The 13,689-nt window shown below is 48.2% G+C and carries 16 protein-coding genes and 1 tRNA gene; 1 reads left to right on the plus strand and 16 read right to left on the minus strand.

The genetic code is table 11. The features are described 5' to 3' along the window. Nucleotide 1 precedes the first annotated feature (1 nt). From FKCLFG_RS10075 to FKCLFG_RS10150, 16 genes are all read right to left on the minus strand, one after another. On the minus strand, nucleotides 2-658 hold the full coding sequence (locus FKCLFG_RS10075; RefSeq protein ID WP_472612961.1) for an NADH-quinone oxidoreductase subunit J: 657 nt from the start codon (nucleotides 656-658) through the stop codon (nucleotides 2-4). Nucleotides 659-681: 23 nt separating this feature from the next. Then, complete coding sequence (gene nuoI, locus FKCLFG_RS10080; protein ID WP_472612962.1) at nucleotides 682-1,170, minus strand: NADH-quinone oxidoreductase subunit NuoI; 489 nt, start codon at nucleotides 1,168-1,170, stop codon at nucleotides 682-684. 24 nt (nucleotides 1,171-1,194) lie between these two features. Continuing rightward, the gene (gene nuoH, locus FKCLFG_RS10085; protein WP_472612963.1) at nucleotides 1,195-2,268 is read right to left on the minus strand and encodes an NADH-quinone oxidoreductase subunit NuoH; all 1,074 of its coding nucleotides are present in this window, start codon (nucleotides 2,266-2,268) and stop codon (nucleotides 1,195-1,197) included. Next, complete coding sequence (nuoG, locus tag FKCLFG_RS10090; protein WP_472612964.1) at nucleotides 2,268-4,586, minus strand: NADH-quinone oxidoreductase subunit NuoG; 2,319 nt, start codon at nucleotides 4,584-4,586, stop codon at nucleotides 2,268-2,270. The genes nuoH and nuoG overlap by 1 nt, the downstream gene beginning before the upstream one ends. 24 nt (nucleotides 4,587-4,610) lie before the next feature. After that, on the minus strand, nucleotides 4,611-5,906 hold the full coding sequence (nuoF, locus tag FKCLFG_RS10095) for an NADH-quinone oxidoreductase subunit NuoF (RefSeq protein ID WP_472612965.1): 1,296 nt from the start codon (nucleotides 5,904-5,906) through the stop codon (nucleotides 4,611-4,613). Further along, nucleotides 5,903-6,382 (minus strand): NADH-quinone oxidoreductase subunit NuoE, encoded by a 480-nt coding sequence (nuoE, locus tag FKCLFG_RS10100; RefSeq protein WP_472612966.1) that lies wholly within the window; start codon nucleotides 6,380-6,382, stop codon nucleotides 5,903-5,905. The genes nuoF and nuoE overlap by 4 nt, the downstream gene beginning before the upstream one ends. A gap of 28 nt (nucleotides 6,383-6,410) precedes the next feature. Further along, nucleotides 6,411-7,664: an NADH-quinone oxidoreductase subunit D gene (locus FKCLFG_RS10105; protein ID WP_472612967.1), complete on the minus strand. Its 1,254-nt coding sequence runs from the start codon at nucleotides 7,662-7,664 to the stop codon at nucleotides 6,411-6,413. Further along, nucleotides 7,651-8,259: an NADH-quinone oxidoreductase subunit C gene (locus FKCLFG_RS10110; RefSeq protein ID WP_472615838.1), complete on the minus strand. Its 609-nt coding sequence runs from the start codon at nucleotides 8,257-8,259 to the stop codon at nucleotides 7,651-7,653. Before FKCLFG_RS10110 ends, FKCLFG_RS10105 begins: the two co-directional genes overlap by 14 nt. An 18-nt stretch (nucleotides 8,260-8,277) precedes the next feature. Continuing rightward, nucleotides 8,278-8,754 carry a NuoB/complex I 20 kDa subunit family protein gene (locus FKCLFG_RS10115; protein ID WP_344762629.1) on the minus strand — a complete coding sequence of 159 codons (477 nt, stop codon included), beginning with the start codon at nucleotides 8,752-8,754 and terminating at the stop codon, nucleotides 8,278-8,280. A 3-nt stretch (nucleotides 8,755-8,757) separates the two neighbouring features. Further along, the gene (locus FKCLFG_RS10120; protein ID WP_472612968.1) at nucleotides 8,758-9,117 is read right to left on the minus strand and encodes an NADH-quinone oxidoreductase subunit A; all 360 of its coding nucleotides are present in this window, start codon (nucleotides 9,115-9,117) and stop codon (nucleotides 8,758-8,760) included. 109 nt (nucleotides 9,118-9,226) lie between these two features. After that, nucleotides 9,227-9,311: transfer RNA gene (locus FKCLFG_RS10125), tRNA-Leu, on the minus strand. 84 nt (nucleotides 9,312-9,395) lie between these two features. Beyond that, complete coding sequence (gene secG, locus FKCLFG_RS10130; protein WP_472612969.1) at nucleotides 9,396-9,776, minus strand: preprotein translocase subunit SecG; 381 nt, start codon at nucleotides 9,774-9,776, stop codon at nucleotides 9,396-9,398. 55 nt (nucleotides 9,777-9,831) lie between these two features. Next, a complete protein-coding gene (tpiA, locus tag FKCLFG_RS10135; protein ID WP_472612970.1) occupies nucleotides 9,832-10,578 on the minus strand; it encodes a triose-phosphate isomerase in 747 nt (248 codons plus the stop codon). A gap of 154 nt (nucleotides 10,579-10,732) precedes the next feature. Continuing rightward, entirely contained in the window at nucleotides 10,733-11,443 is a 711-nt protein-coding gene (gene dnaQ / locus FKCLFG_RS10140; RefSeq protein WP_472612971.1) for a DNA polymerase III subunit epsilon, read from the minus strand. A gap of 112 nt (nucleotides 11,444-11,555) precedes the next feature. After that, complete coding sequence (gene rnhA, locus FKCLFG_RS10145) at nucleotides 11,556-11,990, minus strand: ribonuclease HI (protein WP_472612972.1); 435 nt, start codon at nucleotides 11,988-11,990, stop codon at nucleotides 11,556-11,558. Continuing rightward, nucleotides 11,983-12,753 (minus strand): class I SAM-dependent methyltransferase, encoded by a 771-nt coding sequence (locus FKCLFG_RS10150; protein WP_472612973.1) that lies wholly within the window; start codon nucleotides 12,751-12,753, stop codon nucleotides 11,983-11,985. Before FKCLFG_RS10150 ends, rnhA begins: the two co-directional genes overlap by 8 nt. Between FKCLFG_RS10150 and gloB the strand changes: the two genes are divergently transcribed. Continuing rightward, entirely contained in the window at nucleotides 12,752-13,546 is a 795-nt protein-coding gene (gene gloB, locus FKCLFG_RS10155; protein WP_472612974.1) for a hydroxyacylglutathione hydrolase, read from the plus strand. The genes FKCLFG_RS10150 and gloB overlap by 2 nt on opposite strands. The last annotated feature ends 143 nt before the right edge of the window (nucleotides 13,547-13,689 follow it).

A 13,689-nucleotide genomic window follows, 5' to 3' on the forward strand; every position in this document is an offset into this window, starting at 1 on the left:
CTTATTTCTGTTCTGTTCCAGAGATTGCTGCAGGTAATGCTGATGATTTAGTATTATTTGAACGATCAGATTCTGATTTCATCTTTACAATGCGGATACGATCATTCCGTTTAACCTTCACTGCATCCGATGGGTGGAAATGTTTGCTGTCTTTACGGCGCCGCATTGTGAGGGCAACAGCAGCGATGATAGCAACTAAAAGAATCACAGCTGCAATTTCAAATGCATAGACATATTGCGTATAAATCAATTTTCCCAATTCCTTGGTATTGCCAATCATGTCAGCAGCAGCTGGAATCAGCGGTTCTGGCATCCAGAACCCACGCATTAACACTGCAGCCATTTCTAGCGCGATTACTACACCGATGGTTGCAGCTAAAGGGAAATATCCCCAGAAACCTTCGCGCATCTTACCTAAATTAATGTCAAGCATCATTACGACGAATAAAAAAAGTACCATTACTGCACCGACATAGACCAGCACCAGTACTATCGATAAAAACTCAGCCTTGAGCAACATCCAGAGTGCGGCCGCCGAAAAAAAAGACAGCACAAGAAAAAGTGCTGAATGTACCGGATTACGGGCTGTAATAACGCGTGTCGCAGCAATAACTAATATCGCCGAAAAAATATAGAAAAGAACGGTTTTAAATTCCATAACAAGCCAAATAAAGGACCAGATTAACGATACGCGGCATCAGCTGCGCGAGCTGCAGCGATTTCATTTTCATAGCGGTCACCGACAGCCAGCAACATTTCTTTTGTGTAGTACAAATCACCGCGTTTTTCACCGTGGTATTCAAGAATGTGCGTTTCTACAATTGAATCAACTGGGCAAGATTCTTCGCAAAAACCGCAAAAAATGCACTTTGTCAAATCTATATCATAACGAGTGGTTCTTCTCGTTCCATCTGCGCGCTGATCAGATTCAATTGTAATCGCCATGGCAGGGCAAACTGCCTCACAGAGTTTGCATGCAATACAACGTTCTTCACCATTAGGATAACGACGTAAAGCATGCAGTCCGCGAAAACGGGGTGATTGCGGCGTTTTTTCTTCAGGAAACTGAACCGTAATCTTGCGTGCAAACAAATATCGTCCGGTCAGTGCCAAACCTTTGAGCAACTCTCGGAGCATTAAACTACCAAAAAAATCCTTAACGGCTTCCATAAGATATCAGCCTCAACTTTCCAATTACTTCCAAATATTCAAAGACGTCTGCATCCAGACAGCAACAATAACCAAATATGCCAAAGTTAGCGGAATAAATACTTTCCAGCCGAGTCGCATAATTTGATCGTAGCGATAACGTGGGAAAGACGCGCGCGCCCATATAAAAATCGACACTACCAAGAAAGTCTTAATTCCAAGCCAGATCCATCCCGGAACCCAATTAAGCAAGACAGAATTGATTGGTGATGCCCACCCCCCAAGGAACATCAATGATGCCAGTGCAGAGATGAGAATCATGTTGGCATATTCAGCCAAAAAGAACATAGCAAATGACATTCCTGAATATTCAACCAAGTGACCAGCAACAATTTCTGATTCGCCCTCCACCACATCGAATGGATGCCTATTAGTCTCTGCAATGCCTGAAATCACATAGACAACAAACATCGGAAACAAGGGAAGCCAGTTCCATGAAAGAAAATTCAGTCCTTTGTCAGCAAAATAACCACTGGATTGAGTCATCACAATATCAATAATATTAAGACTTCCTGAAACCATCAGTACAATTACCAATACAAATCCCATGGCTATCTCGTAAGAGATCATTTGAGCGGAAGCCCTCATGGCTCCTAAAAATGCATACTTTGAATTGGATGCCCATCCGGCAATAATGACGCCGTATACTTCCAGAGAGGTTATCGCCATAACAAATAACAATCCCGCGTTTACGTTCGCCAAGACAGTCTCAGGACCAAATGGAATAACCGCCCATGCCGCTAATGCCGGCATAATTGTCATGATAGGTGCGATCACAAATAATATTTTATTTGCTTTTGCCGGGACAATAATTTCTTTCAGCAATAGTTTCAGCGCATCTGCAATCGGCTGCAGTAGACCGGCAGGACCTACTCTATTAGGTCCTATGCGTACATGCATCCAGCCAATTAACTTACGTTCCCAAAGGGTCAAATAAGCAACGCAAGCCATAACAGGCAGTACGATACAAATTATTTTCACTAAATTCCAGACTAGAGGCCACAAGAAACCGAAGAAATTTTGTCCAGTCGCTTGAATTGTGACAAGCATTTGATCCATTAGCCACGCTCCACAGAAACTGGACCAAACATTGCACCAAGCATTGCCGTCGAAGGATGTCCAGCCGCCACTCTCACTACATGTTCTGGCTGACCGACGCCAACTGCTGCCGTCAATAAGACGCTACCTGCACCTTGGCGTACGACGACTCTGGCATCATTTTGCAATCCAAGCTTTGCAAACAGAGTGGCTGACAAATAAGCTACTGGTGCCGCTGCATCGGAAGTCTTTTGAAGCGAAGCAGCACGTCGTACTATCGCATCTGTGAAATAGATCGGCACATCTGCGATCCGTTGTAGACCGGGTTTCTCTGTGACTGGTGAATTCAATTGTGCTCTAGCGTTGTTATTCAGTCGTCCAGAAACAATTCCATCACCAATAATTTCATCACGAATAACTTCAGAGGATTCATAATTAAACTCAGGTACATCGAGCAAGTTGCCCAATACCCGCAACACTTTCCAGCCAGGTCGCGCTTCGCCAAGTGGTTTAACCGTACCATTGAAGCTTTGTATGCGCCCTTCGCAATTCACGTAGGAACCAGACGTTTCAGTAAAAGGTGTTATCGGCAGCAAGACATCGGCATAATCAAGAGCATGTTTAAATGCCGACATCACTACAACCATTTCAGCCTGTTCCAAAGCGTCACTCGCCACTTGCGGGTTGGCACAATCGACAGCAGGTTCTGCGTTCAATAACAAGTATGCTTTGCGCGGCACCGATAAAAACTGTGCTGCATTAGTCCCGTTGGCCGGAATTGCATTAGCCAAGTAACCGCCTACAGTATTGGCAGCTTCCGTCAAATAACCAAATTTAGAGCCAGTATTATCGGAAAGCCATTCTACAGCCGCATGCAGTTGTGCGGCATGTGGATGTTGCGAAGCGGCATTACCGAGAAAAATTGCTTTAGGTACATCTAGCAACAATCCAGAAGCAATATTTTTTGATTCATTGGATGGTTCCAAACTGGCAAACTGCACAGGAACAGTAATATTTTTTTCTTGTGATACAGCAACAATTATTTCGCCCAATATAGATAACCAGTCAGTTGGCGCCTGGATAATTTTATTTGAAATAGGAATTAACAAATCATCGTCGGTTGCATGCAGAATATTTAACTTCGCCCCTAGCTTGACTGCCTGACGCAAACGCGAGGCTAATAGCGGATGATCTTTGCGTAAAAATGAGCCAACAACAAAAATTTGTTTTAACTGTGCAAACTCTGCAATCAACATGCCTAGCCAGGGCGTAATTTTTCCATCAAGCGAAAAATCCGACTGACGGAGGCGAAAATCAATGTTATCGGAACCGATTCCCCTGACAAGTTTTTGCAACAACGACAATTCTTCAAGGGTTGAATTCGGTGTGGCAAGCGCAGCAAGCGCATCGGCACCATGTTCATTCTTAATGTTTTGTAAGCCATGTGCAACGTATTCCAACGCCGTCTGCCAGTCCGTTTCCTGCCAAAGGTCACCCTGTTTAATCATCGGTTTGGTAAGGCGATCTTCGCTGTTTAGACCCTCATACGAAAAACGATCCTTATCCGACAGCCAACATTCATTAATACCCTCGTTTTCGAGCGGCAGAACACGCATCACCTTATTATTTTTAACTTGCACGATAAGATTTGCGCCCAGACCGTCATGGGGGCTAACAGACTTTCGCCGTGACAATTCCCAAGTACGTGCGGTGTAACGGAAGGGTTTTGAAGTCAACGCCCCTACTGGACATAAATCGATCATATTGCCGGATAATTCAGAGTCAACTGTCTTGCCCACAAATGCAGTTATTTCGGCATGTTCACCACGATTTAGCATGCCGAGTTCCATCACGCCAGCAATTTCTTGGCCGAAACGCACGCAGCGGGTGCAGTGAATGCAACGCGTCATTTCCTCCATCGAAATCAGGGGACCGGCGTCCTTATGAAATACGACACGTTTTTCTTCATGGTATCGTGAGGAGGAGGCACCATAGCCGACTGCCAGATCCTGAAGTTGACATTCACCGCCTTGATCGCAAATTGGACAATCCAATGGATGGTTTATCAATAAGAACTCCATCACCCCTTTTTGGGCCTTGACAGCCCTCTCACTCTTCGTGCGTACAATCATTCCGGATGTAACAGGCGTTGCACATGCTGGCAATGGCTTCGGTGCTTTCTCAACCTCGACTAGGCACATGCGGCAGTTCGCTGCGATCGACAATTTCTTGTGATAGCAAAAATGTGGAATATAGGTGCCAAGTTTATTCGCAGCATCCATAACCATGCTGCCTTCTTGCACTTCGACTTTTATACCGTCTATTTCGATTTCGACCATGGCTTTACTTTTACCTAACCTGGCTTATAAGTATGCGGGCACCAAGCAATGCTTATGCTCGATGTGATATTCAAACTCTTCGCGGAAATTCTTGATGAATGCGCGTACTGGCATTGCTGCAGCATCACCCAGCGCACAAATCGTACGCCCTTGAATGTTGTCGGCAACGGAATTGAGAATATCCAAATCCTCAGGTCGGCCTTTGCCATGCTCGATCCTATGCACCATTCTGTACATCCAGCCGGTGCCTTCGCGACATGGAGTACATTGCCCGCACGATTCTTCAAAATAAAAATACGATAAGCGCAGCAACGATTTGACCATACATCTAGTTTCATCCAGAACAATCACCGCGCCTGAACCAAGCATCGATCCGGCTTTTGCGATTGAATCGTAATCCATGTCAGTAGCCATCATTGCATCACCAATTATCACTGGCGCCGAGGATCCACCTGGAATAACTGCCTTGATTTTTTTTCCGCCGCGCATTCCCCCAGCCAGTTCCAACAAAGTGGCAAACGGCGTACCCAACGGAATCTCATAGTTGCCTGGTTTTGCCACGTCGCCGGATACCGAGAAAATCTTGGTACCGCCATTATTCGGTTTGCCTATTGCCGCATAAGCTTCGCCGCCAAGACGAAATACGAAAGGTACCGCTGCAAATGTTTCAGTATTATTGATCGTGGTCGGCTTGCCATATAAACCGAAACTGGCAGGAAAAGGTGGCTTGAATCGGGGTTGGCCTTTCTTTCCTTCCAATGACTCCAGCAATGCTGTCTCTTCACCGCAAATATATGCCCCGTAACCGTGGAATGCATGCAACTGGAATTTAAAACCGGCTCCGCAAATATTGTCGCCCAACATACCAGCCACACGCGCCTCCTCAAGTGCTTCTTCAAAGCGCTCATATTCAGCAAAAATTTCACCATGGATATAGTTGTATCCAACAGTGATTCCCATCGCGTAAGCACCTATAGCCATACCTTCAATTAAGGCATGCGGATTGTAACGAATGATGTCACGGTCCTTGAATGTGCCAGGCTCCCCTTCATCCGTGTTACACAGCAGATATTTTTGCCCTGGAAATTGGCGTGGCATAAAGCTCCACTTCAGTCCCGTTGGAAATCCAGCGCCCCCGCGACCACGCAAGGATGAGCTTTTTAATTCTGCAATGACCTGTTCTGGCGTGATTTTTTCGGCGAGAATGCGTTTGAGAGCTTCATAGCCGCCACGCTTGACGTAATCGCCCAAGTGCCAGTTAGTGCCATCGAGCCCTGCCAGAATGAGTGGATCAATGTGCCGATTATGAAGACTCGTCATTTCTTCAATTCCTCCAGCAGCACGTCGATGCGGTCATTGGACATATGACTACACATACGCTTGTTATTTATTATCATCACTGGTGCGTCGCCACATGCCCCCATGCACTCACCTTCAAGCAGAGTGAATTGGTCATCGCTCGTAGTTTCTTTGTAATCAATACCCAGTTTTTGCTTCAGATAGTGTGCGGCACGTTCGCCACCGGACAAGACACACGGCAGATTGGTGCATACCGTAATCTTGTTTTTTCCAACCGGTTTAAGGTTGTACATGTTGTAAAACGTTGCCACTTCCTGGACCGCAATAGCGGGCATACCCAGATAACTGGCAATATCCTGCAGCACTTCCGGCGCTAGCCAACCTGTTTCATCCTGGGCAATAGCCAATGCAGCCATGACCGCAGATTGTTTCTGGTCAGTAGGAAATTTCGCAATTTCGCGATCAATTTTCTTATACGATTGTTCTGATAACAGCATTATTTTTGCCTCAAATATTGACACGCATTTAACGGTCAATCTCACCGAACACAATATCCTGAGTACCAATGATTGTTACCGCATCAGCAAGCATATGACCTCTTGCCATTTCATCCAGTCCTTGCAGATGTGCGAATCCTGGCGCGCGAATCTTGAGACGATAGGGTTTATTGGCACCATCGGAAATCATGTAGATGCCAAACTCGCCTTTCGGATGCTCAATCGAAGCGTAAGCCTCTCCAGCAGGAATATGAAAGCCTTCTGAAAATAGCTTGAAGTGATGAATTAGCTCTTCCATGTTGGATTTCATATTGACGCGACTTGGTGGTGCAATTTTATTGTTATCGGTCATGACCGGACCCGAATTATTGCGCAACCAATCAATGCATTGCTTAATGATATTATTGGATTGACGCATTTCTTCAATCCGCACCAGATAACGATCGTAGCAATCGCCATTGACGCCCACAGGAATATCAAAATCCAGCAAGTCGTAGACTTCATATGGCTGTTTTTTACGCAAATCCCACTCGACACCGGAACCACGCAACATCGGCCCTGTAAATCCCATGGCTTTTGCGCGTTCCGGAGATACCACACCAACCCCTACCAGACGCTGCTTCCAAATACGGTTATCCGTCAGCAATGTCTCGTATTCATCAACATAGGTTGGAAACCGGCTTGTGAAATCCTCAATAAAATCCAGCAATGAACCTTGCCGATTTTGATTTAACGCCTTGATAGCCTTTTCGTTGCGCAGAATTGATGTTTTGTGTTGCGGCATGGAATCAGGAAGATCCCGATACACACCGCCCGGCCGGTAATAAGCAGCATGCAAACGCGCGCCAGAGACTGCCTCATAGCAATCCATTAAATCTTCACGTTCACGAAACGCATATAGAAACACGCCCATAGCACCCACATCAAGAGCATGCGCACCCAACCAGAGCAAGTGATTCAGCAGACGGGTAATCTCATCGAACATCACGCGAATATACTGCGCACGCAAAGGCACTTCCAGACCGAGCAACTTCTCGATTGCCATCACATAGGCATGTTCGTTACACATCATCGACACATAATCGAGACGATCCATGTAAGGAACCGATTGCAAATAAGTTTTTTGTTCAGCTAGTTTTTCTGTGCCTCGGTGCAATAGGCCAATGTGCGGATCGGCACGCTGTATCACTTCACCATCGAGTTCCAGAACCATGCGCAAGACGCCATGAGCGGCAGGATGCTGCGGGCCGAAATTGAGCGTGTAGTTTTTAATTTGAGCCATTATTCATCCCGTAATTTTCTTCACGAATCACGCGTGGCGTAACTTCACGAGGCTCAATCGTTACTGGCTGATAAATCACTCGCTTTTGCTCTGGGTCATAGCGCATTTCGACGTAACCAGAGACCGGGAAATCCTTGCGGAACGGATGGCCGATAAAGCCATAATCAGTCAGAATTCGACGCAAATCAGGGTGACCATCGAACATAATGCCAAAAAAGTCAAAAGCCTCACGCTCGTACCAGTTTGCCGAATTCCATATAGTAATAATGGAAACCAGCAGCGGTACCTCATCGTCCGGCGCGAATACCCGTACACGCAAACGCCAGTTATGCTCTATGGAAAGCAGATGCGAAACCACTGCATAACGCGATCCGTCCCATGCGCCATCACCATACGTCGAATAATCGACGCCACACAAATCAATCAACTCATCAAAACGCAGATCAGCATGTTCGCGCAAGGCGCGCATCACCGACAAATAATTTGACGCCCCCACCAATATAGTGACTTCACCAAAAGCAACCGTCAGACCTTCGAGACGATCCGCGATCACACTGCGCAAAGCAGCCTCAAGCGATTCCAGTTTTGTCATCATTTTCAATCGATCATCCTATTAGCGCGCAATGGTATTGGTGCGCTTGATCTTGTTTTGCAACTGCATGATGCCGTAGAGAAGCGCCTCCGCTGTCGGCGGACAACCCGGCACATAAATATCTACAGGCACAATGCGATCGCAACCACGTACTACCGAATAGGAATAATGGTAATAACCGCCGCCATTGGCACATGACCCCATGGAGATTACCCAACGCGGCTCAGCCATCTGGTCATATACCTTACGCAGTGCCGGAGCCATCTTATTGCATAATGTGCCAGCCACAATCATCACATCCGACTGCCGCGGTGACGGGCGAAAAACCACGCCAAAACGATCCATATCGTAACGCGATGCGCCTGCATGCATCATTTCAACAGCACAGCAAGCCAAACCGAACGTCATAGGCCACATAGAACCCGTGCGCGTCCAATTAATCAACTTATCTGCAGTTGTGGTGATAAAGCCCTCGTTTAATACGCCTTCAATCGACATGACTCACTCCCAATCAAGGGCACCTTTCTTCCAGATGTACCAAAAACCGACAACGAATTCAGCGACAAAAACCGACATCGTAACAAAACCGGCCCAACCAAGGTCACGCATTGCTACGCCCCAGGGAAAGAAAAACGCAGTTTCCAGATCGAACAGAATAAACAGAATTGCGATCAGGTAGTAGCGCACATCAAACTTCATGCGCGCATCTTCGAAAGCTTCGAAGCCACATTCGTAAGGAGACAGCTTTTCAGCATCAGGCGAATGAGGTGCCATCAGGCGACCCAGCACCTGCGGTACGATACCGACGCCGATACCAACCAGGACGAATAACAGAATGGGGAAGTAAGTTTCGAGGTTCACATTTTTCTCGTAATTGCGCTGGACGCATACCGCCTAAAACAACAGGCCAAACAGCTTTCTTCTCAATAAAAAGCCAGCTTAAGATTTCTTATGCTGGCCTCTAAAATTTTGGTGCCGGCGGCGAGACTCGAACTCGCACAGCTTTCGCCACTACCCCCTCAAGATAGCGTGTCTACCAATTTCACCACGTCGGCATTAGCCTTGCATTTTAACCCGCTTAACATCTTTGTTCAATGCACAATTGCAGCAAAGTATTATACAAACGCAATATTTCTAACTTATTTAGGAATCTGACCGGCATTGCCTGTAGCAGGCGCAGGGGTTGCAGGAACGGTAACAGGACTCGGTGCCGACGCACTGCCCGATGACGGTGCTGACGTTGCGGGAAAGCTATCCATGACGCCGCCCGTAGGAACAGCACCTTTATTACTGAAATAAGCCAAAGCCAAAGTTGCGCTGAAGAAAATTACAGCAGCTAAACCGGTCGACTTCGACAGAAAATTTGAAGAACCAGTCGCGCCAAACAAACTGCCGGACGCCCCAGAACCGAAAGCGGCGCCCATATCAGCACCTTTGCCGTGTTGCAACAAAACTAGCGCTATGATTGCCAGCGCAGACACGATCTGCACTACAACGATGGTAGTAAACAAGGATTGCATTTAACAATTTCCAATCTTATAAAAATCCATTATTTTTAATGCCGACATCCAGCCATCAAGCTGAATGCACAATTGCCAGAAAATCCGCCGAATTCAATGCTGCGCCACCGATCAAACCGCCATCGATATCAGGCATTGCAAGCAACTCTCGTGCATTATCAGGCTTCATGCTGCCGCCATATAAAATTTGCACTGCTCGCGCCAATTCGCCATTTTTTTGCGCCAGTTTGGCGCGCAGTATCGCATGTACGTCCTGCGCCATTTCTGGCGTTGCAGTTTTGCCCGTGCCAATAGCCCATACCGGCTCGTAAGCGATCACCACTTTCCCCAGATCAGCATCATCAATCGCCGCCAGCAAGACGTCCATTTGAGCGCCGACCACGGCTTTAGTTTGCCCTGCTTCACGCTGCGCAAGAGTCTCACCGACGCAAACAATCGGTGTCATCTTGGATTGGATGACGCGCTGCATCTTCAACGCAATCAACGCATCGGATTCGCCATGATAGGCGCGCCGCTCCGAGTGTCCCAGTATCACGTACTTGCAGGAAAAATCCTGCAACATGGATACAGATATTTCACCGGTGTATGCACCTGCTGCATGCGCAGAGACGTCTTGCGCTCCCCAGCCCAGTTCGCTACCCATCAATTCTGATTGACATTGTGCAAGATAGACTGCCGGCACGCAGACCGCCACTTCACAACTTGACTGTGACAACCCTGCCTTGATGCCAGCCAACAACGCGGCATTCGAGGCCAAATTCCCATTCATCTTCCAGTTTCCACAAACGAGTTTGCGACGCATATCAGTCCAATTTTTCAATAACCCCGCATTTTAGCCCGTTGCCACGGGGACGGTCAAACTTCAAGGCTAACTTATCGATGCGTAGCATGTCAGCATGCAATTTTCACAAAAAATCGCCCTGTACAACTGCCCTTGGGCTTAACTTATGGAACGATTAAGCAGCGTTCTTCTTGCCCCATACGCAATCGCCTCTGGTCTCTTTATCAAGGCTAATCAGAATAGCATCATGTTCGGCAAGCTCTTCCGCTGTAGCGCAAACGCGTATGACATCCGCTAACGGCGGCATTTCCGTGGCGGTGCCGCTGGCAAGTTCTTGCTCCGGCGGCGGCAGATCGATGGAAAAACTGTTTTGCCCGCGCGTCAGAGCTAGATAGACTTCGGCCAGCAATTCCGCATCCAGCAGCGCGCCATGCAAGGTGCGATGTGCATTCGAAATGCCATAGCGGTCGCACAGGGCGTTCAGCGAGTTGCGTTTGCCTGGGTGCAGCTCTTTTGCCTGCACTAGCGTATCGGTAATTTTCCCCGTGTAAGTATCAAAGTTCTGCAAATCAAGGCGCTTAAGTTCGGCATTCAGAAACGCCAGATCGAAAGGCGCGTTGTGGATAATGATTTCAGCACCATTGACATAATCCAGCAAATCGTTTGCGACTTCTGCAAATTTGGGCTTGTCACTCAAAAACTTGGTCGTCAAGCCATGCACTGCGAGCGCACCTTCTTCCGAGTCGCGCTCCGGATTGACGTAAAAATGCAGATTATTGCCGGTAAGGCGGCGACTCAGAAGCTCTACGCAACCGATTTCAATAATGCGGTCGCCCGAGCGCGCGTTCAAACCGGTTGTTTCTGTATCGAGGAGAATTTGCCGCATAGTCACTTTTACCTGTTCATGGCGTCTACACATACTTATCTAGTGTATTTTTTATAGCCAATATTATATTGCGGGGATAATGCTATTTTACGGCATACTCCCTATGTTAAATTTATAGAATGGATTCCACACCAAGGTTGGCGAGCGCATCGGCGCGCTCATTGCCGACATGGCCGGAATGTCCGCGTACCCAGTGCCATTCAATACGGTGTCTGGCTTGCTCGGCATCCAGTGTTAGCCATAAATCGACGTTCTTGACCGGCGCTTTGGCAGCGGTTTTCCAGCCGCGCGCCTTCCAGCCTTTGATCCACTCGGTAATACCCTTGAGCACGTATTGGCTGTCAGTGTGCAGCACCACTTCGCACGGCCGGTTGAGCGCCGCCAATGCTTTGATGATGGCGGTCAACTCCATCCGGTTATTAGTGGTATTTAGTTCGCCGCCAAATAATTCCTTTTGTTTGCCATCGGCCACTAGCAGTGCGCCCCAGCCACCTGGTCCTGGATTGCCCTTGCAAGCGCCATCTGTAAATATTTCAATTTTATCCATTGTTTTTTCTGCTGATTTTATTAGTGACTGGCACGCGGTTGCCCGCTTGCACTGGTTTTTTGCTCCAGACTGGGCCAATCAGGTGCATGCCTTTGACACGCTTGATCGCCTGCACGATATAAACCGCGCCGAAATACGGCCACCAACGATCGCCCGCTTTTTCCATGAAGGCAAAACGCTGCAGCCACTGGTCGGTTTTGCAGGGCGGCACATAGCAACCGAAATGTCCACGGCTGACTTCCATGTTGAGCAACTTGAGCCAATCTTTCAAACGTGGCAAGCTGATGAATTCCCCATTTTGCGGCAAAAAATGCGCTCCGCTGAGTCGTCCCACCACCTGCCGTATTCCCCATAGACTGGCTGGATTGAAGCCGCTGATGATGACCTGCCCTTCCGGTATCAGGACGCGCTCCACCTCGCGCAGAATCTGGTGCGGCTCCTGAGCGAACTCCAGCACATGCGGCAACACCACCAGATCCAGGCTTTGCGACGCAAAGGGAAGTTCAGCAAAATCATGCAGCAGCGTAATCGGCAGCGTTGCCTGTTTTGGCGCATGGGTGTTCGTCAGCCATCGGCGCGGCATTCTATTGGCGTTCAGCGCGGCTATTTGTGGCAGTCCTATCTGAACTGAATTGAAGCCGAAAATATCCACAGTCAATGCATCAAAGCGGGCCTGCTCCCAGACGCGCAGGTATGCGCCAGCCGGTGTATCGAGCCAGGAACCGAGCGCTATAATGGATTTTTCTGATGACGGATATGCCATGTCTACCGGACTTCCCAAACCTTTGATTGTATTAGCTGTACCTGCATTTAACGATAATTATCTATGGCTGATACACGATACACATTCTGCGGTGGTCGTCGATCCCGGTGATGCGGCGCCCATTTTAGCTGCACTCGCCAGCCTGCGCCTGAAACTGGTCGCTATTTTGCTGACGCACCATCATGGCGACCACGTCGGTGGCGTAACGCAATTATTGCAGCACTTCGCGGTGCCGGTATATGGCCCGGCAAACGAGACTATCACAGGCGTTAGCCACCGGTTGTCGCAAGACGATGGCGTGACTGTACCTGAACTGGGGCTGCAATTCTCGGTGCTGGAGGTGCCTGGTCATACCTTGGACCATATCGCCTATCTAGCGCCGGAGCAGGGCTGGCTATTTTGCGGCGACACACTGTTTGCCGGCGGTTGCGGGCGTTTGTTCGAGGGTACGCCGGCGCAAATGCGCGCCTCCCTGACACAGTTGGCGTCATTGCCGGATTCGACACAAGTTTATTGCGCGCATGAATATACCCTCGCCAACTTGCGCTTTGCGCTGGAAGTCGAACCGGAAAATGCCGCCCTGGCGCTGCGCTTCGAGCGCGAACAAGAAAAACGCGAACAGGGATTGGCAACCGTGCCATCGACCATCGGGCTGGAAAAAGCGACCAATCCTTTTTTGCGCGACCAAACGCCGGCCATCGTCGGGCGCCTGATTTCCAGCGGCAGGTTGCGGGAGAATACGCCGGTAGCGGCATTTGCTGCGCTGCGCGAATGGAAAAACACTTTCCATTGATATTTCTCTAACTTAGAGCGGTCCAGGCCACCAAAAAGACACTTTTTTCTGTTAAAAAAAATACAATAAAAAAACTCTGAAAAGTATTTATTACAAAGTTAATACCGGGCAGGTAAGTCAAACGTAAAAATGTAATATTGCTT

This window comes from Gelidimonas denitrificans, assembly GCF_055694065.1.

Bases quoted from the DNA above. Each gene is read 5' to 3' on its own strand.
- FKCLFG_RS10075 (WP_472612961.1), bottom strand. From the start codon at position 658: ATGGAATTTAAAACCGTTCTTTTCTATATTTTTTCGGCGATATTAGTT.
- nuoI (WP_472612962.1), bottom strand. From the start codon at position 1,170: ATGGAAGCCGTTAAGGATTTTTTTGGTAGTTTAATGCTCCGAGAGTTG.
- nuoH (WP_472612963.1), bottom strand. From the start codon at position 2,268: ATGGATCAAATGCTTGTCACAATTCAAGCGACTGGACAAAATTTCTTC.
- nuoG (WP_472612964.1), bottom strand. From the start codon at position 4,586: ATGGTCGAAATCGAAATAGACGGTATAAAAGTCGAAGTGCAAGAAGGC.
- nuoF (WP_472612965.1), bottom strand. From the start codon at position 5,906: ATGACGAGTCTTCATAATCGGCACATTGATCCACTCATTCTGGCAGGG.
- nuoE (WP_472612966.1), bottom strand. From the start codon at position 6,382: ATGCTGTTATCAGAACAATCGTATAAGAAAATTGATCGCGAAATTGCG.
- FKCLFG_RS10105 (WP_472612967.1), bottom strand. From the start codon at position 7,664: ATGGCTCAAATTAAAAACTACACGCTCAATTTCGGCCCGCAGCATCCT.
- FKCLFG_RS10110 (WP_472615838.1), bottom strand. From the start codon at position 8,259: ATGATGACAAAACTGGAATCGCTTGAGGCTGCTTTGCGCAGTGTGATC.
- FKCLFG_RS10115 (WP_344762629.1), bottom strand. From the start codon at position 8,754: ATGTCGATTGAAGGCGTATTAAACGAGGGCTTTATCACCACAACTGCA.
- secG (WP_472612969.1), bottom strand. From the start codon at position 9,776: ATGCAATCCTTGTTTACTACCATCGTTGTAGTGCAGATCGTGTCTGCG.
- tpiA (WP_472612970.1), bottom strand. From the start codon at position 10,578: ATGCGTCGCAAACTCGTTTGTGGAAACTGGAAGATGAATGGGAATTTG.
- dnaQ (WP_472612971.1), bottom strand. From the start codon at position 11,443: ATGCGGCAAATTCTCCTCGATACAGAAACAACCGGTTTGAACGCGCGC.
- rnhA (WP_472612972.1), bottom strand. From the start codon at position 11,990: ATGGATAAAATTGAAATATTTACAGATGGCGCTTGCAAGGGCAATCCA.
- gloB (WP_472612974.1), top strand. From the start codon at position 12,752: ATGTCTACCGGACTTCCCAAACCTTTGATTGTATTAGCTGTACCTGCA.
- FKCLFG_RS10150 (WP_472612973.1), bottom strand. From the start codon at position 12,753: ATGGCATATCCGTCATCAGAAAAATCCATTATAGCGCTCGGTTCCTGG.